Origin of the sequence: Arthrobacter sp. USHLN218, assembly GCF_037144715.1 — a bacterium.
GTDB lineage: Bacteria > Actinomycetota > Actinomycetes > Actinomycetales > Micrococcaceae > Crystallibacter.
This window is the reverse complement of sequence record NZ_JBBCYT010000002.1, coordinates 49,725-74,327: the sequence shown is the minus strand read 5'-3', so window position 1 is coordinate 74,327 and position 24,603 is coordinate 49,725. Positions and strand designations below refer to the sequence as shown.

Annotated in this window: 29 protein-coding genes; 13 read left to right on the top strand and 16 right to left on the bottom strand. The window is 68.4% G+C overall.

The features are described from left to right. Positions 1-64: 64 nt before the first annotated feature. Complete coding sequence (locus WFH44_RS03925; RefSeq protein ID WP_336711946.1) at positions 65-964, bottom strand: glucose 1-dehydrogenase; 900 nt, start codon at positions 962-964, stop codon at positions 65-67. Between the two features lie 171 nt (positions 965-1,135). Between WFH44_RS03925 and WFH44_RS03920 the strand changes: the two genes are divergently transcribed. From WFH44_RS03920 to WFH44_RS03910, 3 genes are all read left to right on the top strand, one after another. After that, positions 1,136-1,555: a MarR family winged helix-turn-helix transcriptional regulator gene (locus tag WFH44_RS03920; RefSeq protein ID WP_336711944.1), complete on the top strand. Its 420-nt coding sequence runs from the start codon at positions 1,136-1,138 to the stop codon at positions 1,553-1,555. Positions 1,556-1,648: 93 nt separating this feature from the next. Further along, a complete protein-coding gene (locus WFH44_RS03915; protein WP_336711942.1) occupies positions 1,649-2,038 on the top strand; it encodes a ferritin family protein in 390 nt (129 codons plus the stop codon). Next, the gene (locus WFH44_RS03910; protein WP_336711941.1) at positions 2,029-2,844 is read left to right on the top strand and encodes a family 1 encapsulin nanocompartment shell protein; all 816 of its coding nucleotides are present in this window, start codon (positions 2,029-2,031) and stop codon (positions 2,842-2,844) included. Before WFH44_RS03915 ends, WFH44_RS03910 begins: the two co-directional genes overlap by 10 nt. Before the next feature lie 65 nt (positions 2,845-2,909). Here WFH44_RS03910 and WFH44_RS03905 read toward each other — a convergent pair whose 3' ends face one another. Both WFH44_RS03905 and WFH44_RS03900 read right to left on the bottom strand, forming a co-directional pair. Continuing rightward, positions 2,910-3,212: a DUF4193 domain-containing protein gene (locus WFH44_RS03905; RefSeq protein WP_262106043.1), complete on the bottom strand. Its 303-nt coding sequence runs from the start codon at positions 3,210-3,212 to the stop codon at positions 2,910-2,912. Positions 3,213-3,399: 187 nt separating this feature from the next. After that, positions 3,400-4,158: a M50 family metallopeptidase gene (locus WFH44_RS03900; protein ID WP_336711940.1), complete on the bottom strand. Its 759-nt coding sequence runs from the start codon at positions 4,156-4,158 to the stop codon at positions 3,400-3,402. Between the two features lie 235 nt (positions 4,159-4,393). On the opposite strand from WFH44_RS03900, the gene WFH44_RS03895 reads away from it, so the two are divergent. Beyond that, positions 4,394-4,828, top strand: coding sequence for a DoxX family protein (locus WFH44_RS03895; protein ID WP_336711939.1), 435 nt, complete (start codon positions 4,394-4,396; stop codon positions 4,826-4,828). A gap of 168 nt (positions 4,829-4,996) precedes the next feature. Here WFH44_RS03895 and WFH44_RS03890 read toward each other — a convergent pair whose 3' ends face one another. The 4 genes from WFH44_RS03890 to WFH44_RS03875 form a co-directional block, all read right to left on the bottom strand. Continuing rightward, entirely contained in the window at positions 4,997-5,542 is a 546-nt protein-coding gene (locus tag WFH44_RS03890; protein WP_336711938.1) for a DUF488 domain-containing protein, read from the bottom strand. An 83-nt stretch (positions 5,543-5,625) separates the two neighbouring features. Continuing rightward, positions 5,626-6,132 (bottom strand): acyl-CoA thioesterase, encoded by a 507-nt coding sequence (locus WFH44_RS03885; RefSeq protein ID WP_442892863.1) that lies wholly within the window; start codon positions 6,130-6,132, stop codon positions 5,626-5,628. Continuing rightward, a complete protein-coding gene (locus WFH44_RS03880; protein WP_336711935.1) occupies positions 6,129-7,367 on the bottom strand; it encodes a plasmid pRiA4b ORF-3 family protein in 1,239 nt (412 codons plus the stop codon). The genes WFH44_RS03885 and WFH44_RS03880 overlap by 4 nt, the downstream gene beginning before the upstream one ends. A 39-nt stretch (positions 7,368-7,406) precedes the next feature. Further along, positions 7,407-8,042 (bottom strand): TetR family transcriptional regulator, encoded by a 636-nt coding sequence (locus WFH44_RS03875; RefSeq protein WP_336711933.1) that lies wholly within the window; start codon positions 8,040-8,042, stop codon positions 7,407-7,409. A 128-nt stretch (positions 8,043-8,170) separates the two neighbouring features. Between WFH44_RS03875 and WFH44_RS03870 the strand changes: the two genes are divergently transcribed. Next, entirely contained in the window at positions 8,171-8,701 is a 531-nt protein-coding gene (locus WFH44_RS03870) for a CarD family transcriptional regulator (protein WP_336711931.1), read from the top strand. 42 nt (positions 8,702-8,743) lie between these two features. On the opposite strand, the gene WFH44_RS03865 is transcribed toward WFH44_RS03870, so the two are convergent. The 6 genes from WFH44_RS03865 to WFH44_RS03840 all read right to left on the bottom strand — a co-directional run bounded on the left by WFH44_RS03865 (position 8,744) and on the right by WFH44_RS03840 (position 13,140). Then, positions 8,744-9,811 (bottom strand): App1 family protein, encoded by a 1,068-nt coding sequence (locus WFH44_RS03865; RefSeq protein ID WP_336711929.1) that lies wholly within the window; start codon positions 9,809-9,811, stop codon positions 8,744-8,746. A 108-nt stretch (positions 9,812-9,919) separates the two neighbouring features. Beyond that, positions 9,920-10,588, bottom strand: coding sequence for a superoxide dismutase family protein (locus WFH44_RS03860; protein ID WP_336711928.1), 669 nt, complete (start codon positions 10,586-10,588; stop codon positions 9,920-9,922). A gap of 253 nt (positions 10,589-10,841) precedes the next feature. Beyond that, positions 10,842-10,976 (bottom strand): hypothetical protein, encoded by a 135-nt coding sequence (locus WFH44_RS03855; RefSeq protein WP_336711926.1) that lies wholly within the window; start codon positions 10,974-10,976, stop codon positions 10,842-10,844. A gap of 186 nt (positions 10,977-11,162) precedes the next feature. Continuing rightward, on the bottom strand, positions 11,163-11,741 hold the full coding sequence (locus WFH44_RS03850) for an NADPH-dependent FMN reductase (RefSeq protein WP_336712884.1): 579 nt from the start codon (positions 11,739-11,741) through the stop codon (positions 11,163-11,165). Between the two features lie 209 nt (positions 11,742-11,950). Further along, positions 11,951-12,433, bottom strand: coding sequence for an SRPBCC family protein (locus WFH44_RS03845; protein WP_336711924.1), 483 nt, complete (start codon positions 12,431-12,433; stop codon positions 11,951-11,953). Between the two features lie 188 nt (positions 12,434-12,621). Continuing rightward, the gene (locus WFH44_RS03840; protein WP_336711922.1) at positions 12,622-13,140 is read right to left on the bottom strand and encodes an Lrp/AsnC family transcriptional regulator; all 519 of its coding nucleotides are present in this window, start codon (positions 13,138-13,140) and stop codon (positions 12,622-12,624) included. A 108-nt stretch (positions 13,141-13,248) separates the two neighbouring features. On the opposite strand from WFH44_RS03840, the gene WFH44_RS03835 reads away from it, so the two are divergent. Both WFH44_RS03835 and WFH44_RS03830 read left to right on the top strand, forming a co-directional pair. Then, positions 13,249-14,496, top strand: a complete 1,248-nt coding sequence (locus tag WFH44_RS03835; RefSeq protein ID WP_336711920.1) for an NAD(P)/FAD-dependent oxidoreductase — start codon at positions 13,249-13,251, stop codon at positions 14,494-14,496. A gap of 108 nt (positions 14,497-14,604) precedes the next feature. Beyond that, entirely contained in the window at positions 14,605-14,808 is a 204-nt protein-coding gene (locus WFH44_RS03830; RefSeq protein WP_336711918.1) for a FitA-like ribbon-helix-helix domain-containing protein, read from the top strand. Between the two features lie 218 nt (positions 14,809-15,026). On the opposite strand, the gene WFH44_RS03825 is transcribed toward WFH44_RS03830, so the two are convergent. After that, the gene (locus WFH44_RS03825; protein ID WP_336711916.1) at positions 15,027-16,334 is read right to left on the bottom strand and encodes an Nramp family divalent metal transporter; all 1,308 of its coding nucleotides are present in this window, start codon (positions 16,332-16,334) and stop codon (positions 15,027-15,029) included. Between the two features lie 288 nt (positions 16,335-16,622). On the opposite strand from WFH44_RS03825, the gene WFH44_RS03820 reads away from it, so the two are divergent. Genes WFH44_RS03820 through WFH44_RS03805 form a run of 4 tightly spaced genes read left to right on the top strand, consistent with a single transcriptional unit; the run spans position 16,623 to position 21,965 of the window. Further along, complete coding sequence (locus WFH44_RS03820) at positions 16,623-18,152, top strand: pyridoxal phosphate-dependent decarboxylase family protein (protein ID WP_336711915.1); 1,530 nt, start codon at positions 16,623-16,625, stop codon at positions 18,150-18,152. Then, positions 18,149-19,492: a lysine N(6)-hydroxylase/L-ornithine N(5)-oxygenase family protein gene (locus WFH44_RS03815; RefSeq protein WP_336711914.1), complete on the top strand. Its 1,344-nt coding sequence runs from the start codon at positions 18,149-18,151 to the stop codon at positions 19,490-19,492. Before WFH44_RS03820 ends, WFH44_RS03815 begins: the two co-directional genes overlap by 4 nt. After that, complete coding sequence (locus tag WFH44_RS03810) at positions 19,489-20,094, top strand: GNAT family N-acetyltransferase (RefSeq protein WP_336711912.1); 606 nt, start codon at positions 19,489-19,491, stop codon at positions 20,092-20,094. Before WFH44_RS03815 ends, WFH44_RS03810 begins: the two co-directional genes overlap by 4 nt. Further along, a complete protein-coding gene (locus WFH44_RS03805; protein WP_336711910.1) occupies positions 20,091-21,965 on the top strand; it encodes an IucA/IucC family protein in 1,875 nt (624 codons plus the stop codon). Before WFH44_RS03810 ends, WFH44_RS03805 begins: the two co-directional genes overlap by 4 nt. A gap of 5 nt (positions 21,966-21,970) precedes the next feature. Here the strand turns inward: WFH44_RS03805 and WFH44_RS03800 are convergent, their stop codons facing one another. Beyond that, positions 21,971-22,240 (bottom strand): hypothetical protein, encoded by a 270-nt coding sequence (locus WFH44_RS03800; protein ID WP_336711908.1) that lies wholly within the window; start codon positions 22,238-22,240, stop codon positions 21,971-21,973. Between the two features lie 146 nt (positions 22,241-22,386). On the opposite strand from WFH44_RS03800, the gene WFH44_RS03795 reads away from it, so the two are divergent. Next, positions 22,387-22,839 carry a LapA family protein gene (locus WFH44_RS03795; protein WP_336711906.1) on the top strand — a complete coding sequence of 151 codons (453 nt, stop codon included), beginning with the start codon at positions 22,387-22,389 and terminating at the stop codon, positions 22,837-22,839. Positions 22,840-22,898: 59 nt separating this feature from the next. On the opposite strand, the gene WFH44_RS03790 is transcribed toward WFH44_RS03795, so the two are convergent. Continuing rightward, positions 22,899-23,246, bottom strand: a complete 348-nt coding sequence (locus WFH44_RS03790) for a hypothetical protein (protein ID WP_336711903.1) — start codon at positions 23,244-23,246, stop codon at positions 22,899-22,901. Between the two features lie 129 nt (positions 23,247-23,375). Between WFH44_RS03790 and WFH44_RS03785 the strand changes: the two genes are divergently transcribed. Beyond that, a complete protein-coding gene (locus WFH44_RS03785) occupies positions 23,376-24,542 on the top strand; it encodes a glucose-1-phosphate adenylyltransferase family protein (protein WP_336711901.1) in 1,167 nt (388 codons plus the stop codon). The last annotated feature ends 61 nt before the right edge of the window (positions 24,543-24,603 follow it).

Below are 24,603 nucleotides of genomic sequence, written 5' to 3'. Positions count from 1 at the left end.
AGACCGATGGGGTGGGGCTAGGACTAGGCTATTTCGCTGCCTGTCGTTTGTATATGGAGGGCGCTCAGGCCAGGTGCATGCCGCCGGTGACGCCGATGACCTCGCCGGAGACGTAGCGCGCATCGTTCGAGGCAAGGTAGACGAAGGCCCCGGCGACCTCGGCCGGCTGGCCGGCACGGCCCAGCGGCGTCGCGTCGCCGAAGCTCTCCAGCTTTTCGGGCGACGTGGTGGCCGGCTGAAGCGGCGTCCAGATCGGTCCCGGCGCCACGGCATTGACGCGGATGCCCTTCGGTCCCAGCAGTTCGGCCAGGCTGAAGGTCAGGTTGTTCAGCGCGGCCTTGGTGGCGGCGTAGTCCATCAGGCCCGTCGAGGGGTGGTAGCCCTGGATCGAGGTCGTGTTGATGATGGCCGAGCCCGCCGACAGGTGCGGCAGCGCGGCCTGGATCATCCAGAAGGTGCCGAAGACATTGGTCTCGAAGGTCCGGCGCAGCTGCCCGGCGCTGATGTCGGCGATCCCGTTGGGCTGCTCCAAGTGGTAGCCGGCGTTGTTGACCAGGATGTCGATCCCGCCCAGCTCCTCGACCACCTCGGCGACGGCCTTGGTTGCGTAGTCCTCCTCCCGCACGTCCCCCGGGACCGCGAGGGCCTTGCGTCCCTCCGCGAGGATCAGTTCGAGGCAGTCCTGCCCGTCCTCTTCCTCCTCTTTCAGGTAGGAGATTGCGACGTCGGCGCCTTCCCTGGCGAACGCGAGCGCCACGGCGCGGCCGATGCCGGAGTCTCCCCCGGTGATCAGCGCTTTCTTGCCCTCAAGCCGGTTGTTGCCGCGATAGCTGTCCTCGCCATGGTCCGGCCGCGGCTGCATCTCCTCGGTGAAGCCCGGATACTCCTGGGTCTCGGTGGAAACATCGACCTTCGGTTCGCGGGGATTCTCCCCGTCCAGCGTCCCGTGCGGCGCCTCGCTCATGCTGTCCTCCTTGTCAGGTGGTGCAGACGGGCCCGCTGTTCGCCCGTGCGGGCCCGTTCCTCACGCTATAAGCGCCCCGGCACCGCGGCAAGGCACCTGCCCAAGCCGGGCGCCGGCGTCGTTGTTTGCGCCCCTTGCCCTAGGTGTTGACCGGCTTTGTATGGTGGGTGCATGGCAGAACAACGTCCCCTTGGATTCTGGCTCCGGCTGGTCGACGGCCTGATCAACGAGCAGTTCGACACCATGGTCGAGGAACACGGCGTCACCCGCCGCCAGTGGCAGATCCTCAACGTGCTGGCGGAGCAGCCCTCGACCGCGGCGGAACTGAACGACGCACTGAAGCCGTTCTTCAGCCAGACCGCGGATGAGTCGTCCGCCGAGCACCTCGACGAACTGCTGGAGAGCGGCTGGGTATCCAACGAGGGCGACCGCTTCTCGCTGACCGATCTGGGCCGCAGCAGCCTCGCGTCGCTAGGCGACGTGGTGGACCGGAACCGGCAACGGATCACCGAGGGCGTGTCCGCGGACGAGTACGACGCGGCCCTCGATGTGCTGCAGCGGATGGCGCGCAACCTGGGCTGGGACGGCTGACCCGGCTGTAGGGTAGCCACCCTCAGGAAGGCTCGCTAGGCTGGCGGATAGGCACTGTGCACGGTTCCGACGACCTACGTCAAAGGATGTCCGATGGGCTTTGACCAATACCACGAGCCGGCCGGGGAACTCTCGGCCGATACCCGCACCTTCGCCCGCATGTGTGCGAACTTGACGGAGGAAGCCGAGGCGATCGGCTGGTACGAGCAGCGGATCTCCTTGGAGCCCGATCCTGCCGCCCGCGCCATCATGGAGGACTCCATGGGCGAGGAGTTCAAGCACTTCAGCATGGACCTGGAATTCCTGCTGCGGCGCAAGCCGAAATGGCGCGAGACCGCCCGCGGAGTGCTGTTCCGCGACGGGGACATCGTGGAGCACGGCGAGGCCGCGGAGGCCGCCGCGAGCGGCTCCGCCCAAGAGCCGACGGCTTCCGATCCCTCGCTCGGCATCGGGAGCCTGAAGGGGCAACAGTCATGGCGATGAACCATCTCCTGCGCGAGCACGCGCCGATTTCCGACGGCGGATGGCGGCTGCTCGACGAAGAGGCCCGGCAGCGGCTCACCGTCGCACTGGGCGCCCGTAAGCTGGTGGATTTCAAGGGCCCGCTGGGCTGGGAATACTCCGCCACCAACCTCGGCCGGACCGAGGGCGTGGACGGAGCCCCCGCCGAGGGCGTCTCGGCGCTGCGTCGGCGGACCCTGCCGCTGGTCGAAGTACGGGCGGACTTCGTGGTCTCGCGGCGCGAACTGCTCAACCACGACCGGGGCGCCGCGGACGTCGACCTGACCGACCTGGATGAGGCCGCCCTTCGGATCGCCAGCGCCGAGAACGTGGCAGTGTTCCACGGCTGGCGGGGCGCTGGCATCACCGGCGTCACGGAGGCCACCCCGCTGGCGCCCGTGCCGCGGGTGGAGGACTTCAACGACTACCCGAAGCGGATCGCCAAGGCCGTGGCGGTGCTGCTCAAGGCGGGCATCGGCGGCCCGTTCGGGCTGGCGCTGGGCCCCGGCCACTACACCGCCGTCGTCGAAACGGCCGAACACGGCGGCTACCTGCTGGCCGAGCACCTCCGCCGGATCCTCGACGGCCCGATCGTGTGGGCACCCGGTGTCCGCGGGGCCGTGGTGATGAGCATGCGCGGCGGCGACTTCCTGTTCGAGTCCGGCCAGTACCTCTCGCTGGGCTACGACCATCACGACGCGGAGAACGTGTACCTGTATATCGAGGAGTCCTTCTCCTTCCGGGTGGCGACGCCGGAGGCGGGCATCCACCTGACCAGCAGCGGCTGAGCCCCGCGCACCAAAAAACCCCGCGCTGGCGGGCGCGGGGTTTGATGTTGCTGTACGCGGGCTGTTTAGCCTTCGCAGTCGCGGCAGTACAGTTCGCCGTTCTTTTCGCGCGCCACCTGGCTGCGGTGGCGGACCAGGAAGCAGGAAGAACAGGTGAACTCGTCCTCGCGCGGGGGGACGACCTGGACTACCAGTTCCTCGCCGGAAAGGTCGGCACCGGGGAGGTCGATACCTTCAGCGGTGTCCGAATCCTCAACATCGATGATTGCGGTCTTGGCGCCGCCCCCACGCTGGGACTGCAGCGCTTCCAGGGACTCGTTACTCTGGTCTTCGTCCTTGTTGCGGGGTGCGTCGTAGTCGGTTGCCATGCGGGTTTAAAACTCCTGAAGCTGTTGTCGTATTGACGAGGTGTCGGCCCATTTTAGCGTCTCGCACTGAATAATCAACATCTATTTTCCTCGTCGCGATGATAACGAGCGGCGGGGGCCAGTAATTCCCATTGCCGGGGCCTATTTTCGGGGTCGGATCCGCGGCCAAACGGGCTGGCCGACCCGGTCAGGCGGGGAAGCCTGCCACCGCCGCGACGGCCATTCCGGCCAGTACCCAGCACGCCATAATCACGGCCGCAAAACCGGCAAGCCACAGGGCCGAGGGGACACCCGTGCGGCGGGAGAGGATGTGGGCATCCGAATTGGCCAGCTGGTGGCGTCGGCGGGTGTGCACACCGAGCAGGTTCAGCCAGTCCCGCACGGATCCCACGAGCAGCCCGATCCCCAGCGCCAGGGTCAGATGGCCCAGCAAAGCCGCCGGCGCGAACCAGACCAGGAGGCTGGACGCGAGGGCCAGCCCGACGGCGATGACCGCGCCCTGCGCGTTTCGGATGAACAGCAGCGTGGCCAGCAGCAGCAGCGCACTGACGGAGAGTGCCAAGGAGGACCAGCCGCTGAAGGCCGCCAGGACCAGGACGCAGCCGACGACGGCCGGCACGGGATAGCCCCAGAACCCGGCCCAGACAGCGCCGGCGCGGCCGGACCCGCGGCTCATCATGGCGCCTGACTGGTCGAACCTGAGGTGGATCCCTTTGACCAGGCGGCCGGTCGTCAACGCGGCGAACGCGTGGCCGAGCTCGTGGACCATGGTGACGAAGAGCCCGAAGTACCGCCAGCTGGCCCGCGGAACGGACACCGCCAGCGCAACCGCGAGGATCAGCCCGAGCTCCAGCAGCGTCGGCTCCAGGCCCGCGTCCCGGTGGAAGCCGGCGAGGATCCTGCTCCACCATTCGGCGGCGATTCCCTGCAGGTCGTTCAGATCCATCGTTCCCTTTGTCCAGAGCCTGTATTGTTCCGCTGCGGACTGTAGCAGGCCGAGCTGTACGACCGCCCGACGCACCCCGCCGCCGCCTTTCGGGCGGTGTGACAGGCACGACAGGGCATAAAAATTGACATTTCAACCTATCAGCTGTCAGCCTTTTATTGAAGCGTCAACAATTGATGCTTGTAGCTCGTTCCAGACGGCCGCTCCAATGACCAAACGAAACGGTGAAAACATCATGAAGAACCCCGCTTTGAACACGACCGCCCGCACCGTCCTGCGCGTTGTCCTCGGCTTCCTCTTTGCCGCCCACGGCTTCCAGAAGTTCAACGAATGGACCATCGCCGGCACCCAGGCCGCCTTCGGCCAGATGGGTATCCCGGCTGCGGAAATCGCCGCCCCCGTTGTGGCCGTGCTGGAAGTCGCGGGCGGCATCGCCCTGATCCTCGGCCTCCTCACCCGCCCGGCGGCCATCCTGCTGATGCTCAACATGCTCGGCGCCATGTTCCTGGTCCACATCAGCGCCGGCGTCTTTGCCGCCAACGGCGGCTACGAACTGGTACTGCTGCTGGCGGCCGCCTCGCTGGCCATCGCCATGGTCGGCCCGGGCCGCATCTCCGTGGACCACGCCCTGTTCGGCCGCAAGGACTCCAAGCTGAGCGTCCTCGCGTAGCCAGCACCGAGGTCGCTTCCTTCAGGAATTGCGCCCGCAGCCTCGATCCGCCCGCCGCCCGTCTGGGCAGCCGGGCAGGGCCGAGGCTGCGGGCTCCTTTATTCGGCGCCCCTTTTTTTGGGTGCCTGCGTCAGGGTGCCGCCGAATGCGGTGCTTCGACCGGCGGCGTCAAGCGGCACGGTCCCACACGAGGCCGTCGTCCGTCATGCGAGCCCCTTCGGAAGGACGATGCCCTGACCGCTTTCCGCCGGGCATCAGGTGGACGACTTCCACGCCGTGCCGCAGGACCAGGACGTCGGAAATGAGCCGGCGGTGGCAGCGCCACCACACCGTCTCGCTGCACATGATTGCGACAGCTTCGCCCGCAGCCAGCTCCAGGAGCCGTCCGAGTCCCGCCTCGAACGGCGGCGTGCGGGTGTAGGCCGCGTACGCCCGGAACGCCTCGACGTTCCACCAGGTATCAGGTTCCGGCTCCCCGGCCGGAATGCGCCGGCGCCCGCCCAGGTCTTCTTCCCAGCGGTAGCCGATGCCGGCACGAGGCAGCCACTCGCCCAGGGCCTCCCTGGCCATCTCCGGATGCTTCCGGCTCCCGGGAAAACGGCGCACATCCACCAGGACCTCGACCCCGGCGGCGGCCAGCATTCCGGCCAGGTCGGCGGGGCTGCTGGTCCCGTGGCCGAGGGTGAAGATCCGTGTCGCCGAGGAGGGTGCCATCTGCCCAGTCTCAGCGCCGGCGTCGGCACTGTCCAGCGGCCGGCCGGGCACCGGGCGCCAACGCAACGCCAGGCTCCGGGTCCTTACGGGAAGTTGGACTCCCCCACGTACGGCGCCAGCCGCTCCTTGTGGTCCGCGGTCACCCGGAGCAGCCGGCCGGTGGCTTCGTTGAAGAACGCCAGCGTGGTCTCCGCCTTCACGCACTCCTCAAGGGTCACCGGATCCTTGACCACATACGCGATGGTCAGGCTCGCGGCCTTCAACGCGCTGATCCAAACCTCGACGTGCGCCGGGATATTCCGGTAATTGAGCGGCCGGACATACCTGACCCGGTGCTCCACCACTAGTGCTTGAGTATCCGCGGGCAGGTCGGAAAAGACCGGCAGATCCACCTCCAACCCTTCCCCGCCGGTGCCGGCCGGCGGGCCGAAGGCGTGGATACGCGCTTCCTCGAGGATGCGCAGGATCTCCACATTGTTGATGTGCCCGTAGGCATCCATGTCTCCCCAGCGCATCGGCACGTTGCAGCTCAGCCGCAGGCCTGCCGCCGGACCGCCGGGATTGCGGTTCACAGCCGTTGTATCAGTCATCGGTAACTATTTTGCCGCCGCTGGACCTCCAGCAGGAACTTCATGCCGGCCTCGGAGAGTTCCTGGCTCAGCCACGGCCGGTTCGAGGGCAGGTAGATATTCAGCTGCCCGAACGTGTCCGCCATCCGGCGGGCGAGGTCCCGGCCCGCCGGCAGCGCGATGGGCCGCTGGTCGGGTCCATGGAAGCCTTCCGCCGTCATGATCTCCACCAGGATCTCGCCGCGCACGGACACCGGGGGCAGCTGGTTCTCCACGAGCCACTCGGTGAACAGCCGGTGCAGGAAGTCCTCGCCGAGGCTGCCCGGCTTGGCCATCCGCGACGCGAGGTAGTGCCAGAGCCCTTCGTCGTCGTCGCAATGTTCACGGCCCGCCGGTGTGCGGAGCAGCCGTCCCTTGTACTTACGCAGCAGTCCCCATTCCTGCACCTGACGGCGCAGCCCGAGGACCTCACGGGTGTTGACCTCGCGGTTCCCCTTGCCGTAGACGCGTCCCGCCAGCCCCAGCGCGACGACCGCTTCCTGCACCACGGCGGGGCGAAGGTAGCCGTCCTTGGTCAGCTCCAGCCCGTCCGGCCCCACGCGCTGCAGCAGCCATTTGACCGGCCGGACTACTTCGGCGACTTCCTCCGGCGTCGGCGGCGCGTCGGACCAGCGCAGCCCCAGCCGGGTGAGCCTGCGGTTCACCTGCTCGCGGTCGAAGTGCGCCGGATCGAAGGACAGCTCCCCCGCGACCCCGTAGAGCCACTCCTGGACAGCTTGGTGTTCCGGGTGTGCGGGGTCCTGGGCTGCGGCGCAGAGCCGGGCGTAGCCGTCCATCCCGCCCGAGTCCTCCACCGGCCCCCGGTTGGCGCCTGCCAGGCAGATCAGTACTCCCGCGGGCACGACGGCGTGTCCGGCCACCTCGATCTCGTGCAGCCAGCAGTCACCGAAGTCGTACTCGTACACCAGCCGAGTATTCCTGGCGGAGAAGATGTCTTCCAGCGTGTAGCCTTCGGCGGACTCCATCCCTAGTTCCAGGGCGGTGTCCTCGTCCCCGGCGAAGATCCGCTCGCGGCCGCCGGGACCGCCCGTCCTGAACAGGTGGAGGTGCCGGTCCTCCCAATCGAACGCGAGCTGGATGACGCGGTGCATTTCGGGCAGTGTCAGCCCGGCCGGAACGCGAACGTCGCGCCAGATCGGCTCGGCCGTCCCGGCGAGGACGATATGCAGATCGAGGGCTTTCACGGCGGCTCGCATGAACGACATTCTGCCAGCCAGCGGCGCCGTTCGGCAGACCTACTTTGCGAACTCGAGGGCCCGCCCGTATATCGCCGCCAGATCCGCGGGTCCGCCGGCTTCCAGCTGCGAGGCCCAGGTGTCCAGCGAGGCACGCACGACGACCGAGGCGATATCGATGGCCAGCCGCAGTTCCAGCGGATCCGTCCGCTCCGGCCCGAGCCTGGCCGCCAAAGCCTGCTGCACCTCCTCGGTGCGCTCAAGGTTCTGCCGCACCATGGCCGCCCGCAAGGCCGGCTCCTTCCGGATCAGCCGGCTGACCTGCAGCATCCGCTGGGCCGCCGGCGAATCGTTGTCCAGGTACGGCCGGACCATCAGCCCGTACAGCCCGTTCACCTCCCGGCGCAGATCGCCACCCGGGTCCACGGCGGGCAGCCCGTCGGCGAGGGCGGCGTTGAACTCCTGGTGCACCGGCAGGGCCGCTTCTTCCTTGCTGGCGAAGTAGCGGAAGAAGGTCCGCGCGGACACTCCCGCGGCCGAGGCAATATCGTCCACGGTCGTCGCCGCGACTGAGCCCTGAGCGAACAATTCGAGCGCCGCATCCGTGATCTCGGCCCTGGTCTGCTGCCGCCGGCGCTCCCGCAGGCCCTGCCCGGCCGGCCTGGTAGCGCGTAATTCCGCGGTCCTTGCGCTCATGGGCCCCTTCCGATTCCTCCTGCCGGCCGCCTGGAACGTCCGGGCAGCCGTGAGCTTCCACGATATCGCACGTTTGCGCCTTCCCTGTCAATATGACAGTATCTGCCACAATGGCATGAGAGGACAAAATGAAACTTAAAGTGGGCGAAAACCTTGTCTACCCGCCGCACGGCGCCGTCACGGTCACGGGTCTGACCAACCGGACGTTCAAAGCGGCCGAGACCACTTATGTGCAGTTCCGCGTCCACCACGACGGCCTGACGATCGAGGTCCCCGCGGACAAGGCCAAGGACCTTGGCGTCCGCCCGGCTATCGGCAAGAAGGGCGTGCAGAAGGTGGTTAGCATCCTGCGCCAACCGGCCTCGATGGAGAAGGAAATCTGGTCCCGCCGCTTCAAGGCGAACCAGGAGAAGATCACCACCGGCGACGTCTACAAGGTGTCCGAGGTCGTCCGCGACCTCACCCGGCGGCTGCAGGCAGGGCTGGCGCCGGCCGGCGAGAAGCGGCAGCTGGACCAGGCCCGCCGCATTCTGGTGTCCGAACTGGCCCTCTCCGAGCAGACGGACACCGAGGGCGCCGGCGCCATCATCGACGACATCCTGCTCCCCGAGGACGTGCAGCAGGAAGGCACGACGGCGAAGCGCGCCAAGGCGAGCTGACCGCCCGGCGGGACCAGCCGGGGCCGGTCCTCGGCCCGGGGGTCAGTCCTCGGCGATGATCCCCAGCTCGCGCAGCTGGACGGTGATGCCGGCCCCGTCCGGCGCATAGATCCATGGAATGCCGGGCGTGGCATTACCGGGCTTGGCCTGCGAGCGGCCGCCGGCGAGCACGGCCTCACTGGCCGAAAGCTGGCGGATCGCGATGGCCGCCACGTGGTCCGGATAGCGCTGGGCGAAGCCGGCGTAGATCGCTTCGTCGTGCTGGCCGTCGTCCCCGATCAGCAGCCACTTCACCTGCGGGAACTCCTCGGCCAGGCGCATCAGCTGCGTGGTCTTGTGTTCCATCCCGCTGCGGAACCACCGGTCCTTCGTCGGCCCCCAGTCCGTCAGCAGCAGCGCCCCGTCCGGGTACATGTTCCGGGTGAGGAAGCGCGTGAGCGTCTGCGCCACGTTCCAGGCGCCGGTCGATAGGTAGAGCACCGGGCTGCCGGGGTGCTGGCGGGTGACGCGTTCGAGCATCACGGCCATCCCCGGGGTCGCATTGCGCGCGTGCTCATCCAGCACAAAGGTGTTCCAGGCGGCGAGCATCGGCCGCGGGAGCGCGGTGACCATCACGGTGTCGTCGACGTCGGACACTACGCCGAACCTCTTCGCGGACGGGACGATGTACACCGGCGCTTCCACCGGCGTGGAGCCTTCGCAGCTGAGGCGGACGGTGTTCCACCCCTCCGGCAGGTCCGCAGGAACGTGCGCGTCGATGACGCCGCCCCGATCCGCCGTGACCTCGTGCTCCTCGCCGTCCACCTTGATGCTGACCTTGGCACTGGACACGGGCGGGCTGATGAAATTGCGCCACCCGCGGATGCCGTCCGCGATGAGCTTCGAGGACACCCGGCCGTTCTCGAACGCCTCGGGTTTGGCCATCACGACCCGTCCGAGGACGCGCACCCAGCCCGCCGACCCGTAGCCGGTGAAGGGCAGCACGGTCGCCAGGTCCCCGCGCTCGCGCGCACGGCGTTCACGCCAGATCTGCCACCGGTCCTCGATCCGCATGCCGATGTGCGCGGCCTTGTCCTGGATCTCGGCCTTGTGTTCCGTCCGCGATGACATACCGACAGTTTGCCACGCGCGGGCCGCAGCGGCGCAAACCGAAGCCCTTTCGGGTAGCCGGGGCCACCCCAGGGTGGTTCCGGCCTCCGGCACCGGCCTGCAACGGCCCTACTGCCGGATGTTTATGCAAGCCAGCCGATCGCCGGCGGTCCCAGCCTTGCCCGTCTCGGTCGCCGTCGGCATGGCGTGGATGACCACGGACTGGCCCTCGCCGTCGCGCAGCTTCCAGGCGACCTCGCTTTCGGCCTCCCCTTCTCCCTTGCCGTCCGTGGTGAAGTCCAGCCAGATCTCGTTCTGCGGGTTGGCGTACGCCGGGTCGGTCGACGGTTTCTGGGGATCCGCCTTGTTCTGGTAGTGCGGACCGGCGTCGTCCGGATTCTCGCCGCAGGCCGCGACGTGCACGTGCGAGCCGAAGGCAGTGTCCGGCTCCAGCCCCTCGACCTTCAGCTTGACCTTGGTACCCCCGTCTTCGTTTTCGACTTCCACCTCGGCCTCGGCCCCGACGGGCACGCGCTGGAGATCATAGGTGATGGCGGTGGCACCGGCGGAGTACTCCTCGAACTTGGCCGACACCTCCTGGCCTTCGGCACCGGCCGATGCACTTGGCGAGCCGCTCTCCGCCGTTCCGCCGGGCGTGGCACCGGAGGCGGTCGGGGCAGCGGTTTGCGGGGAGGGATTATCGGGCAGTTCCTGGTCCGGCTCGGCCGGCCCGCAGGCGGCCAGGACCATGGCCAGCGCCGCGGCACCGAGCAGTTGGATTCCGTACTTGCGCTCCATTATCGGCTCCTGAATCGGGGGTGGCTTACGGTTCGAAGCCTAGTGATCGGGCCGCGCGCCCGACAGGGCCCATGGGCATTCCGGGCCCCCAAAGCCCGCATCCGCCGTCGTCATTGGCCCCGCCGCCCGGATCCGCCGAATCAGGCGACAGGAGCCGGCCGCCGCCTCCCGGCGGTCACCGGCACATACGGAAAATGCCCCGCATCCATGCGGGGCACATCCTCATCCAAGCGGCTGCCTTCGGTGCGGAAGGTCAGTCCGTCTCCGGGACCGCCTCCTTGCTGGGCCCGTCCTCGTGCCCGAGGGGCTCGTCCAGTTCCGCACTGTCCTGGTCTGGAGTTCCCGTGGTTCCGGGCTCCGGGACCGGCTGGTCCGCGCTATGTTGCATCTGGTCCTGCGTTCGCATTGTCCGCCTCCTGCAGGCTGGCGCCTCTGACTTCCCCCGGCCGGCCGGCCTGCCCAACTGCCGGTACTTCCACATTAACAGCGCGGCGTTCCGTTGGTAAGGACCAATGGAAAACCGCCCTGCAGTGCGGGACTGCAGGGCGGTTCCGCCAGTCCAGCCGGAGGCCGGTCAGGCGGCCGCGACGGCCGCTTCGCTGCGAACGGACGCGAAGCCCTTGGCCCAGGGGACCAACTGGTCCACCATCGGGGCCAGGGTGCCCGCGTTCTGCTCGGTCGGCTTGAAGTCGGAGAAGTTCTCGAAATCGGTGAACAGGCTGAACATGACCTGGTTCCGGACCACGGCAACCTGCAGTTCGGCCAGGATGTTGCGCAGGTGCTCCGCGGAGCGGACGCCGCCCATGGAACCGTAGGAAACGATGCCGGCGGCCTTGTTGTTGAACTCGGCATTCAGGAAGGACAGCGCGTTGGTCAGGGCCGGGCCCACCGTGTGGTTGTACTCGTTGGCCACAAAAATGAAGCCGTCGAACGCGGCAACCTTCGCGGACCAGGCCTTGGTGCGCTCGTTCTGGTAGCTCTGGTAGGCGGCCGGAGCCGGCTCGTCCAGCAGCGGCAGGTTGAAGTCGTTGATGTCGACGAGCTCGAACACGGCATCGCTGCGCTCGGCCAGTTCGGCGATCACCCAGTCGGCCACGGAGTTGTTGACGCGCCCGGGCCGCGTGCTGCCGGTAACGACGGCGATGCGCGGCAAAGGTTTCCCAGCTACCTGCTCGGGGACTTCAGCGACGGGAGCCGCAGCGTGCCTGCCGGCAGGAGCCTCAGCGGGGATGGGCGCGCTCTCGGTGCGCGCCTTGGACGAAAAGAACTTCTTGAACCAGGACATCTCGACCCTCCAGGTTGGTTGACGTTTCAATCATTGTGGCAGAAGCTAATTGACACGTCAACAATACTGGCGGTCCGCTAGGCGGAGGACTCCCTTTCCGCTATGGCCCGCAGACGCTCAAGGCTGGTCAGGATGTCCTCATGCATGGTCCGGCGGCGGTCCTTGTCCGTGCCGAAGCCGCTGACAATAACCCAACCGATACGGGTGATCGGGCGGATCAGGAGGTAGGACTCCGTGACCCGGGTGCCGCCGGCTTCCGGCTCGAACCGGTACCGCCACTGCACCGTGCCGCAGAACGGCTCGGTCCGGGCAAAAGTGAACTCCCGGCCGTGCTCGGCCGCCGTGACTATCGGAGTGTTGTGCCACGAGAATTTTCCGCTGGTGTTCGTCGCCCTGAACCTGGCTCCGGCCACCGGCCCCCGTGCACCCGTCACCCACTTGGCTTCACTGACCTCGGGGCTGTATTCGGGCGTCCTGGTAACGTCCGCAACCAGGTCGTAGACGGCATCCGGCGGCGCGTCGATGTGGATGGTCAGTTCGTCCTGATCCAACGTCTGCATGCTGCCAACCCCTCGCTCGCGGCGCCGCCCCGTTCCGGATTTCAGCATCGGGCCGCCACCGCACCCCGGTCAAGGCCCGATCCGGAGGGGCCGGGAACCCGCGCAGCCGCCGCCGCGGCAGCGTCGCCCTGCCTTCAGCGGACCGCGCTGCCGCGCCCATCGGGCCTGCACCGCCGGGCCCGCGAACCTTAGTCCGCCGGGCGGGCCGTACCGGGCCTGACGTAGTCGAAGAGCACCGCGGTGCTGGTGCCCGCAACCTCGGGCCGCACGCTGAGATTGCTGGCCACAAGCTCCCTCAGCGCCGCCGAATCCGGAACGGCGACATGGATGAGGAAGTCCCGGTCTCCGGTCACGAAGAAGATACCCTCGACTGCCGGCAGTTCGCCCAGGTACTCCTCGAAGCGCGTCAGGTTGGCGCGCGCGTGGGCCTGCAGCCGGATCGATATCAGCGCCTGCAGTCCGCGGCCCACGGCGGCGGGGTCCACGTCGGCGTGGTAGCCGCGGATGATGCCGCGTTCCTCGAGCGACCTGATCCTTGCATGGCAGGTGGAGGCGGCAATGCCGGCTGCGGCCGCGATGGCATTGTTCGGCAGGCGCGCGTCGTCCTGCAGCAGGCGCAGGATCAGCCGGTCCGTGGCATCCAGCTCGGCCGCCCGAAGGTTCTTCGTTCCGGCGGGCACTTTCCTGCGCGTCTCCGAAGTATTCATGTGTTGTCGCCCTTCCGACGAATGATATTCGATTCTATTGAGTCAAGCTCTCCAAATATTCACAATGAAGCTAGAGTACGTGTCGTAGATCACGACCAAGGAGAGTGTATGTATACGCGCGCCCGGAAGCCGCAGACCGCCGTCGTTGTCGGGGCCGGAATGGTGGGCCTGTCCACCGCTTGGCACCTGCAGGAGCACGGGATCGAGGTGACGGTCGTGGACCGGTCCGGTGTCGCCGCCGGCGCCTCCTGGGGCAATGCTGGATGGCTGACGCCTGGCATGGCCATGCCGCTGGCCGACCCGACGCTGTGGTCCTACGCACCCAAGGCACTGCTGGACGCGACCGCCCCGCTGCACATCCCGGCGCGGCTGGACGTCAGGCTCTGGATGTTCCTGGCGCGCTTCGGGCTGCATGCCACATCCAGGGCGTGGAAGCGCACGATGGATGCATTGACGCCCATCGACCGGATGGCGCTCGATGCGTTCGACGAGCTGACCTCGAACGGCGTCGACTCCTGGACTCGCAGCGGACCGTTCATCGTCGGCTTCGAGAACGAGCGGGAGAGCAAGCCCTTCATCCACGAGATCCAGCAGGTGGAGCGCGCCGGGCAAAGCGTGCCGCTGCGGCCGCTCGAGAGCCCGCGGCTGAAGGTGCCGCAGCTTTCCGCAGGCGTCAGCACCGTCCTCGAGATGGAAGGCCAGCGCTTCATCGAACCCGGGCCGTTCGTCGAGGCCCTCGCGGACGCCGTGCGGGCGCGCGGCGCGTCCATCATTTCCGGCGCCGACGTGCGCGGGCTGCGGCACGGCCCGGGCGGGATCGCGGTGGACAGTTACGGGCATGATCCGCTATCCGCCGACGTCGTGGTCCTGGCCAACGGCGCGTGGCTGCCGAAGCTGGCCAAGCCGCTCGGCGTTCGGACGCAGATCCAGGCCGGACGCGGGTACTCCTTCAGCGTCGCGACCGAGGAGCCGGCCGAGTTCCCGATCTATTTCCCGGCCCGCCGTGTCGCGTGCACCCCGTACCAGGGGCGGCTGCGAATCGCCGGGACCATGGAGTTCCGCGGACCGGACGAGCCGTTGCAGACCGGCAGGATCGAGGCGATCCTCGCCGCCGTGCGGCCGCTCTTCACCGGCATGGACCTGGATCAGCTCGAGGATCTCTGGGTGGGTCCGCGCCCGGTGACCCCGGACGGGCTGCCGGTCATCGGCGCCACCCGCTCCCCCGGCGTCTTCGTTGCCGGCGGCCACGGCATGTGGGGCATCGTGCTCGGCCCGGCCACGGGCAAGCTGCTCGCGGGCCAGATCGTCAACGGCACCGTCCCCGAGGAGCTCAAGCCCTTCGATCCGCTGCGTTAGCGATCCGCACGCGGAGGTTCCGGCCGCCCGCGAGGCGGCCGGAAGTTCCGGCGATGACAGCCGCCTGCGGCAGGTCTAGCATGGACTTCACGCAGGAAGGTGGCGGTCATGGAAGCGCTGACAATACCCGGCCTGGAGCCGCGGATCATGGAGGGGCTCCGCATCCTGGCCGAGTCCCACGGGCGCACGCTGGAAGCCGAAGCGCGGGCCATCTTGTGCCAGGCCGCCCGCGGGCTGACGGAAGCCGACGAGTTCCTGGCCTCGATGGTCGGCGAGCCCGGGCTGGAGCATTCCAAGCGCACTGCGACCTAGATCGAGGCCAAAGGCGGCCGGGCCGAGGCACAGCCGCCTTCGCCGCCGCGCCCGCGGTCCCGCGCCCGAGGCGGCGCCCTCGAGACGTTGCGGGCCACCCTTGAGCCGAAGCAACGACGTGCCTCTTAGTCCGCTGTCGTCATTAAAGCGCGCTGCCTGCGCACCGCGATGGTGCACAGGCAGCGCAGCGGGTCCGCATGGACCCGCGTTGGGGGCGGTCAGCCGCCGAAGGCCGGAGCGATCGCCTTGACCAGCTGCTGGATGCCGAGGACACCGAAGAGCAGGGCGCAGACACCCAAGGCGATGTTGGTATGCATCCGGTTGGCCCATTCCTTCGGGATGCGCTTGCCGTTGAGCAGGCCCAGCAGGGTCAGCGCGAGGAACGGCATGAACAGCGAGCCGAGCACCCCGTACGCCAGGATCAGCGCGATCGGCTTGCCGAGGGCAAACAGGATCATCGGCGGGAACGTCAGCCAGAGCACATAGAACTTGAAGTACTTGCCGCCCACGCGCGTGTCCGGGTGGCCCGATTCCTTCTTGCGCATGTGGCCCCAGAAGTCCGCGAACATGAGCGACACGCCGTTCCACACGCCGATGATGGAGGAGAACGATGCAGCCCAGAAGCCGACGAGGAAGCCGGTGCCGATGACCTCGCCGTAGCGGGCGTTCAGGACCTCGGCCAGGTCCAGCAGGCCTTCGTCGCCGCCGCTGATCGAGACACCCGCGGAGCGGACTACCTCGGCGCCGACGACCAGCATGGCCAGGACGAAGACGCCGGTCATGATGTAGGCGGCCGAGTTGTCGATCCGCATGACGCGCATCCACTTCGGGGTGTACCAGCCCTTTTCACGGAGCCAGTAGCCGTAGGCCGCCAGCGTGATGGTGCCGCCGACGCCGCCGGCGAGGGCCAGGGTGGACAGCAGGCCGCCCTTTTCCGGGATGGACGGGACCAGGCCCTTCAGCATTTCGGGGATGTTGGGCAGCGCGATGACCGCCAGTCCGACGACGGTGACAAACATGATGCCGACCAGCACGGCCGTGATTTTCTCGAACGTGGCGTACTTGCCGAACCACACCATGACGAAGCCGGCCACGCCCATCAGGACGGCCCAGACCCACAATGGCAGCACCGGGAACAGGGCGGCCAGCGGCAAGGCCGCCGAGGACATGGCTGTACCGCCGTAGACGAAGCCCCAGATGAGGATGTACGGGCCGAAGTACCAGGTGGTCCAGCGGCCCAGCGAGCGCCAGCCCTCGAAGATCGTCTTGCCCGTGGCGAGGGTGTAGCGGCCGGCGCCCTCGACCAGGACGATCTTCAGGATGACGCCGACAATCACGGCCCAGAACAGCTGGTAGCCGAACTGGGATCCGGCCACGAGCGTGGCCACCATGTCCGCCGCACCGACGCCGGTGGCCGCGACCACGAGGCCCGGGCCGATAATTTTCCATTTCGCGGGTGCGCCGCCGTCGTTGTCGACACGGTCGGCGTGGTTCACCGTCCCCGCGGGGATGTGTTCAGAGGACATTTGTGGGGAATTCCTTACCTATCAGAGTGCGAGAGCCGCTGGCCGCCGTGTCCCGGCCGTCACAGGGCCCCGTGTATTCTCCCACAAGATCCGACCGGCCAGTCGGTAATTCGCCTGCGAGGCAGAACGGCGGCGTAATTTACCACCGCGTGACCCCCGTGTGAAGTGCCGAACGGGGCCCCGTTCGAACCCGCGGCGACATTCCAAAATTACGACACAAAAGTTTGACGTTAAGGATTACCTAAGTAAGGCTTACCTTTGTTCTGACCGGCCTACAAGGAGTCCCCCATGACCCTCTCGCCCCACCTCGACGACCTGGAGTTCGACGCCGCCGTCGGATTTCCGCCTGAACCGCGCGGGCAGCTGCTCAATGCGCGGAACACGGCGCAGTACGCCGCTGATGTGCTGCAGGCCGTCAATGCCGTGGCGGCCAAGATCGCGGCGACGGACAAGCCGTTTACGGGAACCTCGCCGGCACGGCTGCGTCCCGCCGTCGACGCGATCGATCTGGACCGTCCCCTCCCCGACACGGCCGCGGCCCTGGAAGAACTCGAGACCGTCTACCTGCGCGACGCGGTCTACTTCCACGACACCAAGTACGCAGCCCATCTGAACTGCCCGGTGGTGATCCCCGCGCTGGTGGCCGAGGCGGTGCTCTCCGCAGTCAATTCGTCGCTGGACACCTGGGACCAGAGCGCGGGCGCCACGCTCATTGAGCGGCGGCTGGTCGACTGGACGACGGAGCGGCTGGGCCTCGGCCCCGCGGCCGACGGCGTCTTCACCAGCGGCGGCACGCAGTCCAACCTGCAGGCGCTGCTCCTGGCCCGCAACCACGCGGTCGAACGGCTGCACGGGACCGGCGGCCCCCGCCGGCTGCCCCAGGCCCTGGCTCCGCTGCGGATCTTCGCATCCCGCGCCAGCCACTTCAGCATCGCCAAGTCCGCCGCGCTGCTGGGATTGGGGTACGACGCCGTCATCCCCGTCGAGTGCGACCGCCACCGGAGGATGGCTCCGGACGCGTTGCGCACGGCCCTCGCGGAAAGCCGGGCCCGCGGCGAACATCCCATGGCGGTCGTGGCCACCGCGGGCACCACCGACTTCGGCAGCATCGATCCGCTGGGACCGGTGGCGCGGCTGGCGCGCGAGGCCGGCAGTTGGCTGCACGTGGACGCCGCCTACGGCGGCGGACTGCTGGCATCGCTTCGCTACCGGCACCTGCTGGACGGGATTGCGGCCGCAGACTCGGTCACCGTGGACTTCCATAAGACGTTCTTCCAGCCGGTCAGTTCCAGCGCCATGCTGGTCCGCGACGGCTCGACGCTGCGCCACGTCGCCTACCATGCCGACTACCTGAACCCGGCGAGCGCGGCCCGCGAGCAGATTCCCAACCAGGTGGACAAAAGCCTGCAGACCACCCGGCGCTTCGACGCCCTCAAGCTGTGGCTGACGCTGCGCACCATGGGAGCGGACGCCATCGGCACGCTGCTCGACGCTGCGATCGATCTGACCTTGCGGACCGCACGGCTGCTGGAAGCGGACCCGGATTTCGAACTCGCCGCTCCCCCGCAACTGAGCACCATCGTCTTCCGCTACCGCCCGGCGGGCGTAGGCGAGGACTGCGCAGACGACCTCAACCGCCATATCCGGCGCGCGCTCTTTGCCTCCGGCGACGCGGTCGTCGCGGGCACCACCGTGGACGGCCGCCATTTCCTGAAACTCACGCTCCTCAACGCGGAGACGACCCTGGCCGACCTGGCCGGGATCCTGGACCTCGTCAGCCGTACCGGCGACGCCTGGCTGAACGGAGGCGAAGCATGAGCGACCACGTCTACGACTTCCTCGCCATCGGCGCCGGCCCGTTCAACCTGGGACTGGCGGCCCTGGCCGAACCCATCGCGGAGCTCGACGGCCTCGTCCTCGAGTCCCGCCCCGGGTTCGACTGGCATCCCGGCATGATGCTCGAAGGCTCGCACCTGCAGGTCCCGTTCATGGCGGACCTCGTCACGATGGCGGATCCGACGTCGCCCTACTCGTTCCTGAACTATCTGAAGCAGGCCGACCGGCTCTACCGCTTCTACATCCGCGAGGACTTCTACCCGCTCCGTGCCGAATTCAACGCCTACTGCCAGTGGGTCGCCGGGCGGCTGCCGAACGTACTGTTCGGAGAACACGTCACCGGCATCGACTACAGCGGCGGCCTCTACCGCGTGCGCTCCCGGAACCGCTGCGGGGACACCGTGCGCACTGCCCGGCGGCTGGTGCTCGGCACCGGCACCGTGCCCTACGTGCCTCACGCCTGCCGGGAAATCCTCGGCGCCGGCGGCGCCGCCCTGCACAACTCCGCCTACCTGGCGCGGAAGGCCGAGCTGCAGGCCGGCCCCAGCATCACGATCGTGGGCAGCGGCCAAAGCGCCGCGGAAATCTACTACGAGTTGCTCCAGGACATCGATGCCTGCGGCTACGAGCTCAACTGGGTTACCCGCTCCGGCCGCTACTTCCCGCTGGAGTACACCAAGCTGACCCTTGAGCTCACCTCGCCCGAGTACGTGGACTACTTCCATGCCCTCCCCGGCGGGACCCGGCAGCGGCTCAACGCCGAGCAGAAGAACCTCTACAAAGGCATCGATGGGACACTGGTCAACGCCATCTACGACCTGCTCTACGCGAAGAGCCTCTCCGGACCGGTCCGCACCCGGCTGTTGCCCGGCTCCGCCGTGACCGGCGCCTCCTATGACCAGGCCTCCGGCCTCCACCGGCTGGAACTGCACCACGGCGAACAGGACCGCCGGCACCGGTTGGATAGCGCCGCCGTCGTCCTCGCCACCGGCTACCAGTACCGCGAACCGGACTTCCTCGCCGGTATCGGACACCGCATCCGGCGCGGCCCCGACGGCCGGTTCGACGTCACCCGCAACTACAGCATCGGCACCATGCCGGCCGAAATCTTCGTGCAGAACGCCGAACTGCACACGCACGGCTTCGTGACTCCGGACCTGGGGATGGCCGCCTACCGCAATTCCTGCATCATCCGCGACATGCTCGGCTGGGAGTACTACCCGGTGGAGCGGCGGATCGCCTTCCAGGAGTTCGGGGCGCCGCTGCCGGGGCCGGATCCAGAGCCGGTTCCGGTTTCCGCTGGCGCGGAGGCCCTCCGATGAGCGCGCTGCCGGAATTCCGCTTCGTCCCGGCGGACCCCGAGGCCGATGCCGTCCTGCTGCACGGGTGGGTCACCCGCGACTACGCGCGCTTCTGGGGCATGCTCACGGCGTCCCCTGAAGACGTCCGGGCCGAACTCGCCGGCATCGCCGCCAATCCGCACCATGAGGCGTGGCTGGGGTACGACGGCGGTGTCCCCGCCTTTCTGATGGAGCGGTACCTGCCGCAGCACTCGCCCCTGGCCGGGCTCTATCCGGCCGCGGAGGGCGACATCGGGATGCACCTGCTCGTGGGACCGCCGGACGCACCGAGGTCGGGGTACACCACGGCGGTCTTCCGCAGCGTGCTCGAATTCCTCTTTTCCTCCCCCGCTGTCCGCCGCATCGTGGTCGAACCGGACGTCCGCAACACCAAAATCCTGGACCTGAACCGGCGCCTGGGGTTCCGCCGGCAGAGCCGTCTCCGGCTGCCGGATAAGGAGGCCTGGCTGAGCTTCTGCACCCGCGAGGACTTCGCCCGCGCCAGCCTCTCCCTCGCAATCCCGACCTCGGTCCAAACCCCAGCCCGAACTTCCACCCGCACGTCCGAAGGAGCCACCCTATGACCGCCGCAGCACTCCCCCGCGCCGCAGCCCCCGGTACCGCAGCATCCGGCGCCGCAGCCCCCGAGCGCTCGTCCACTCCGGAACCCGCCCATCTGCAGCCCGACGCCTGGGTGGCGGCCAACCGCCTGCTGGTCCGCAAGGCAATTGCCGAGTTCTCGCACGAGCGCCTCCTGCGGCCCGAGCCCCTGGGCGGCGGCGCCTACCGGCTCGCCTCCGATGACGGCGCCTCGGTCTACCACTTCGCCGCCGACCGGCTGGAACTGGACCACTGGAGCATCCCCGCCGCCAGCATCCATCGGGTGCGCCAAGGCACGGAGCTTGCGCCGGATGCGCTGGACTTCATCCTGGAGTTCCGGCACGCCCTGGGTATCGGCGAGGAGATGCTGCCGGTGTACCTTGAGGAGATCAGCAGCACGCTCGCCGGGCACGCCTACAAGCTCACCGCCCGGGACCCCGGTGCTCCCCGGCTCGCCGCAGGATCCAGCGCCGGCCAGGACCCGGCGTCGGACTTCCAGGAGATCGAACGAAGCATGTCGGAAGGGCACCCCTGCTTCGTCGCCAACAACGGCCGGCTGGGCTTCGGGCTCACCGACTACCTGGCCTACGCGCCCGAGGCCGGGCAACCAGTGCGGCTGGTCTGGATCGCCGTCCACCGCGGCAACGCGGCGTTCAGCGCGCTGCCCGGGCTCGGTATCCGCGAACACCTGGCCGCCGAGCTGGGCAGCGACACGCTGGCCGCCTTCGAAGCGGAACTTGGAGCCCGCGGACTGGCCCCGGAGGACTACCTGATGATGCCGGTGCATCCGTGGCAGTGGGAGAACAAGCTCGCGGTGACCTTCGCTGCTGAGATCGCCCAGTCCCGGATCGTCCTGCTTGGCGAGGCGGCGGACAGCTACCAGGCCCAGCAGTCGATCCGCACTTTCTTCAACCGGAGCGCGCCGCACAAGTGCTACGTGAAGACGGCGCTGTCCGTGCTCAACATGGGGTTCATGCGGGGGCTCTCGGCGGAGTACATGGCCGCGACGCCGGCGATCAACCAGTGGCTGCACGAACTGGTCTCTACCGATCCCACGCTGCGGCGGCACGGCTTCGGCGTGCTCCGCGAAATTGCGGCGATCGGCTACCGGAACCGGTACTACGACGAGGGCGCACCGAGCGGTTCCGGGCACCGCAAGATGCTGGCCGCGCTGTGGCGGGAAAGTCCGCTGCCGCAGCTCAACCCGGGGCAGCAGCTCGCCACAATGGCTTCACTGCTGCACCTCGATAGCGCGGGGCGCCCGCTGGTCTCGGAATACATCCGGCGGTCCGGGCTGCCCGCCGCCGAATGGCTGCAGCGGTACCTGGAGGCCTACCTGGTGCCGCTGCTGCACTGCTTCTACCGGTACCAGCTGGTGGGCATGCCGCACGGCGAGAACATCATTCTGGTGCTCGAGGACGGGGTTCCGGTGCGGGCCATCCTGAAGGACATCGGCGAAGAAGTGGTGCTCATGGCGGACACCGTCCGGCTGCCGGACGAGGCCGCCCGCATCCGGGTCGAGGTGCCGGAGGAGGACAAGCTGCTGTCCATCTTCACCGACGTCTTCGACTGCTTCTTCCGCTTCCTCGCCGCCACTCTGGATGGCGACGGGCAGCTTGGCGAGGCCGCTTTCTGGCGCACCGTTGCAGGGACGGTGGCGGACTACCAAGCGGGACATCAGGACCTGCGCCCGGCGTTCGCCAGGTACGACCTCTTTGCCCCGCAGTTCGCGCTCTCCTGCCTGAACCGGCTGCAGCTGCGCAACAACCAGCAGATGCTGGACCTCGCCGATCCCTCCGGAAGCCTGCAGTTCGCCGGGAACCTGGCCAACCCGCTGGCCAAATTCCGGCCCTGACCCTGTCAGTCGCTGGGCGTGGTGTCCGTGGTCAGTCCCCGGTCGTCCGAGGTCTGCCGGTCCTTTTCCTCTGCGGGGCCGGCGGCCTCGTCCGGCTCCGCAGAGCCCGCATCCGCGCCAGCGGTGTCCGGGGCCGCTTCCGGTGTCTCCTCCGGTTCGAAGGTGGAGTCGGCACCGCCCGCGCCCACGCCGACGCCGTTCTTCGTATTGGGGATGGTGCCTTCGGGCCCGGCCTTGTCGTCGGCGCGGGACTGGGAACCGTTGTCTTCGCTCATGGCCGTCTCCTTATATCGGTTGCGTCATATCAGTTGTGCCGTCGGGTGCAGAACACGGCCCGGGGGCCGTAGACTCCACGCTAACAGCGGAACCACACGTTGGTCAGCAGGCTTACCTGATCCCGTGGACAGAAGGGAAACGTGCCATGGCAGACCGAACCCCCACCAACCAACCCGGAAACCGCGAGGGCGCGAGCGCCAGCCGCACCGCGATGATCTGGATCTTCACCATCGCGGCCCTGCTCCTGCTCGTCCTGCTGATCGTCTTCATCCTGCAGAACCAGGATGCCGTCATGGTCCGCTACTTCGGGCTGGAGGGGCAACTGCCCCTGGGAGTCGCCCTGCTCATCGCCGCCGTCGCCGGCGGGCTGCTAGTGGCGGCGTCCGGTGTCGCCAGAGTGACGGCGCTGCGGATCAAGGCGCGCCGGGAAGCCAAGCGGCAGGCTGGCCGCCCGGCCTCCGGCGCGGCCCAACGGGACGCAGCTGAAGCACCGGCCCCGGAAGCGCGCCGCCTTGATGCGGGAGCCGGCGATACGGGCACACCCGGGGCCGCCGCGGAGCCCCCGGCCGGAAGCCGGGACCGTTTCCCGGAAGGGTAGTCCGGTCCCCTGCATCGCCGGCCGTGGGCAGGCGACAGCCCCATGGCCGCGAGCGCCGGCTACCCGCTGGAGGACGTCTCCGTGGTCAGGCCCCGGTCGTCCGGAGTCTCGCGGTCGAGTTCCTCCGCAGGCCCCGGAGTGACCCCGGGTTCCGGGAACGTGATGTCCCCGGGACGGGCCAGCGGATCGTCGGCGGAGGCGACCTCGGCCGCCCCGAGTTCGGGCGCCTGCTGCTCAAATGCCACCGGCTCGGGCCCCGGGTACGTAGCCTCGGCCGCCCGGTCGCCGCCCTCCGGCGCGGCGTCCTGCGCCCGCTCCCGTTCCTGCCCGGACCCCGGCTCCTGCTGACCCTGGTCCCGGCCATCCGGCGCCGCCCGTTCCCCTGCTGCTTCCGGTTCCTCGCTCATCGCACGCTCCTCACCTCGGCACTGTCGTGCACGGCCACCGGCCGCGCACAGCCCACGCTAATCCGCCGGGCGCCGCCGGTAAAGGGAGCACAGGCGCGGCCTTCGGCGGAAGGTCAGTAGGGTAGAGGGATGAAGCGTCCGACCATACTTGCAGTCATTTTGGCCGGAGGTGCCGGAAGCAGGCTCGGCGTGCTGACGGACCGGCGGTCCAAGCCGGCGATGTCCTTCGGCGGCCACTACCGGCTCATCGACATCCCGCTCTCCAACCTCAAGCACAGCCACATTCCCGATGTCTGGATTGTCGAGCAGTACCTCCCGTACTCGCTCAACGACCACATCTCGAACGGCCGGCCCTGGGACCTGGACCGCACCAGCGGCGGGCTGCGCATCCTGCCCCCGTACGAGGGCGCGGAGGGCGAAGGCTTCGCCGAGGGGAACGCGGACGCGCTGCACCGGCAGGCCGGCCTGATCCGCGAATTCGATCCGGACCTGGTGCTGGTGCTCAGCGCGGACCACCTCTACCGGCTCGACTTCCGCGACGTCGTCGACACCCACCTGGCGGCGGAGGCCTCGCTGACCATGGTCACCACGACCATAAAAGGCGATGCGTCGCGCTACGGCGTGGTCCAGGCGGAGCGCGGGCGCGTGACCGGATTCGACTACAAGCCGGAGCGGCCCGAATCCGACCTGGTCGCCGCCGAGATTTTCCTGTATGACGCCGACGCCCTGCTGGAAGCGATGGACCGGTTGGCGGAAGCAGAGGGCGGCCTGAAGGACTACGGCGACAGCCTGGTCCCGGATTTCGTCGAGCGGCAGACCGTGGCCGAACACCGGCTGGACGGCTACTGGCGGGATGTCGGCACCGTCCGCAGCTATTGGGAAGCGCACATGGATCTGCTTACCGATGACGGCTTCGACCTGCACGATGCCGGCTGGCCCATCCTGACGGCCAGCCCGCAGCTGATGCCCGCGCGGGTCGCCGCCGGGGCACGGATCGAGGACAGCCTGGTTTCCGCGGGCGCCACGGTCCGCGGCACGGTCGTGCGCAGCGTCATCGGGCCCGGCGCGGTGGTCGAGGCCGGAGCCTACGTGGCCGAATCGGTACTGCTGCAGGACGCCAAGGCACGCAGCGGCGCCAAGCTGGTGCGGGTCGTGGCCGACGCTTCTTCCGAGGCCGGGGCCGGCGCCATGGCGGGCGCCTCCGACGGCGACATCACCGTCCTGGGCAGCGGCGCGTCCGTGCCGGGAGACCAAAGGATACCCGCCGGCGCTGAACTGGACCCCGAGGCCCCGTAGTTGTCCTCCACAGCGGCACGCGCGCAGGGCATACCGTCGGCCGCGCATGAAAAGATGGAAG

Excerpts from the sequence above, each read along its gene's own strand:
- WFH44_RS03905 (WP_262106043.1), bottom strand. The coding sequence starts at position 3,212 with ATGGCAACCGACTACGACGCACCCCGCAACAAGGACGAAGACCAGAGT.
- WFH44_RS03790 (WP_336711903.1), bottom strand. The coding sequence starts at position 23,246 with ATGAGCGAGGAACCGGAAGCAGCAGGGGAACGGGCGGCGCCGGATGGC.
- WFH44_RS03815 (WP_336711914.1), top strand. The coding sequence starts at position 18,149 with ATGAGCGACCACGTCTACGACTTCCTCGCCATCGGCGCCGGCCCGTTC.
- WFH44_RS03925 (WP_336711946.1), bottom strand. The coding sequence starts at position 964 with ATGAGCGAGGCGCCGCACGGGACGCTGGACGGGGAGAATCCCCGCGAA.
- WFH44_RS03800 (WP_336711908.1), bottom strand. The coding sequence starts at position 22,240 with ATGAGCGAAGACAACGGTTCCCAGTCCCGCGCCGACGACAAGGCCGGG.
- WFH44_RS03860 (WP_336711928.1), bottom strand. The coding sequence starts at position 10,588 with ATGGAGCGCAAGTACGGAATCCAACTGCTCGGTGCCGCGGCGCTGGCC.
- WFH44_RS03840 (WP_336711922.1), bottom strand. The coding sequence starts at position 13,140 with ATGAATACTTCGGAGACGCGCAGGAAAGTGCCCGCCGGAACGAAGAAC.
- WFH44_RS03825 (WP_336711916.1), bottom strand. The coding sequence starts at position 16,334 with ATGTCCTCTGAACACATCCCCGCGGGGACGGTGAACCACGCCGACCGT.
- WFH44_RS03795 (WP_336711906.1), top strand. The coding sequence starts at position 22,387 with ATGGCAGACCGAACCCCCACCAACCAACCCGGAAACCGCGAGGGCGCG.
- WFH44_RS03805 (WP_336711910.1), top strand. The coding sequence starts at position 20,091 with ATGACCGCCGCAGCACTCCCCCGCGCCGCAGCCCCCGGTACCGCAGCA.
- WFH44_RS03835 (WP_336711920.1), top strand. The coding sequence starts at position 13,249 with ATGTATACGCGCGCCCGGAAGCCGCAGACCGCCGTCGTTGTCGGGGCC.
- WFH44_RS03900 (WP_336711940.1), bottom strand. The coding sequence starts at position 4,158 with ATGGATCTGAACGACCTGCAGGGAATCGCCGCCGAATGGTGGAGCAGG.
- WFH44_RS03875 (WP_336711933.1), bottom strand. The coding sequence starts at position 8,042 with ATGAGCGCAAGGACCGCGGAATTACGCGCTACCAGGCCGGCCGGGCAG.
- WFH44_RS03915 (WP_336711942.1), top strand. The coding sequence starts at position 1,649 with ATGGGCTTTGACCAATACCACGAGCCGGCCGGGGAACTCTCGGCCGAT.
- WFH44_RS03845 (WP_336711924.1), bottom strand. The coding sequence starts at position 12,433 with ATGCAGACGTTGGATCAGGACGAACTGACCATCCACATCGACGCGCCG.
- WFH44_RS03890 (WP_336711938.1), bottom strand. The coding sequence starts at position 5,542 with ATGGCACCCTCCTCGGCGACACGGATCTTCACCCTCGGCCACGGGACC.
- WFH44_RS03885 (WP_442892863.1), bottom strand. The coding sequence starts at position 6,132 with ATGACTGATACAACGGCTGTGAACCGCAATCCCGGCGGTCCGGCGGCA.
- WFH44_RS03865 (WP_336711929.1), bottom strand. The coding sequence starts at position 9,811 with ATGTCATCGCGGACGGAACACAAGGCCGAGATCCAGGACAAGGCCGCG.
- WFH44_RS03820 (WP_336711915.1), top strand. The coding sequence starts at position 16,623 with ATGACCCTCTCGCCCCACCTCGACGACCTGGAGTTCGACGCCGCCGTC.
- WFH44_RS03785 (WP_336711901.1), top strand. The coding sequence starts at position 23,376 with ATGAAGCGTCCGACCATACTTGCAGTCATTTTGGCCGGAGGTGCCGGA.
- WFH44_RS03855 (WP_336711926.1), bottom strand. The coding sequence starts at position 10,976 with ATGCAACATAGCGCGGACCAGCCGGTCCCGGAGCCCGGAACCACGGGA.
- WFH44_RS03895 (WP_336711939.1), top strand. The coding sequence starts at position 4,394 with ATGAAGAACCCCGCTTTGAACACGACCGCCCGCACCGTCCTGCGCGTT.
- WFH44_RS03910 (WP_336711941.1), top strand. The coding sequence starts at position 2,029 with ATGGCGATGAACCATCTCCTGCGCGAGCACGCGCCGATTTCCGACGGC.
- WFH44_RS03810 (WP_336711912.1), top strand. The coding sequence starts at position 19,489 with ATGAGCGCGCTGCCGGAATTCCGCTTCGTCCCGGCGGACCCCGAGGCC.
- WFH44_RS03880 (WP_336711935.1), bottom strand. The coding sequence starts at position 7,367 with ATGCGAGCCGCCGTGAAAGCCCTCGATCTGCATATCGTCCTCGCCGGG.
- WFH44_RS03830 (WP_336711918.1), top strand. The coding sequence starts at position 14,605 with ATGGAAGCGCTGACAATACCCGGCCTGGAGCCGCGGATCATGGAGGGG.
- WFH44_RS03920 (WP_336711944.1), top strand. The coding sequence starts at position 1,136 with ATGGCAGAACAACGTCCCCTTGGATTCTGGCTCCGGCTGGTCGACGGC.
- WFH44_RS03870 (WP_336711931.1), top strand. The coding sequence starts at position 8,171 with ATGAAACTTAAAGTGGGCGAAAACCTTGTCTACCCGCCGCACGGCGCC.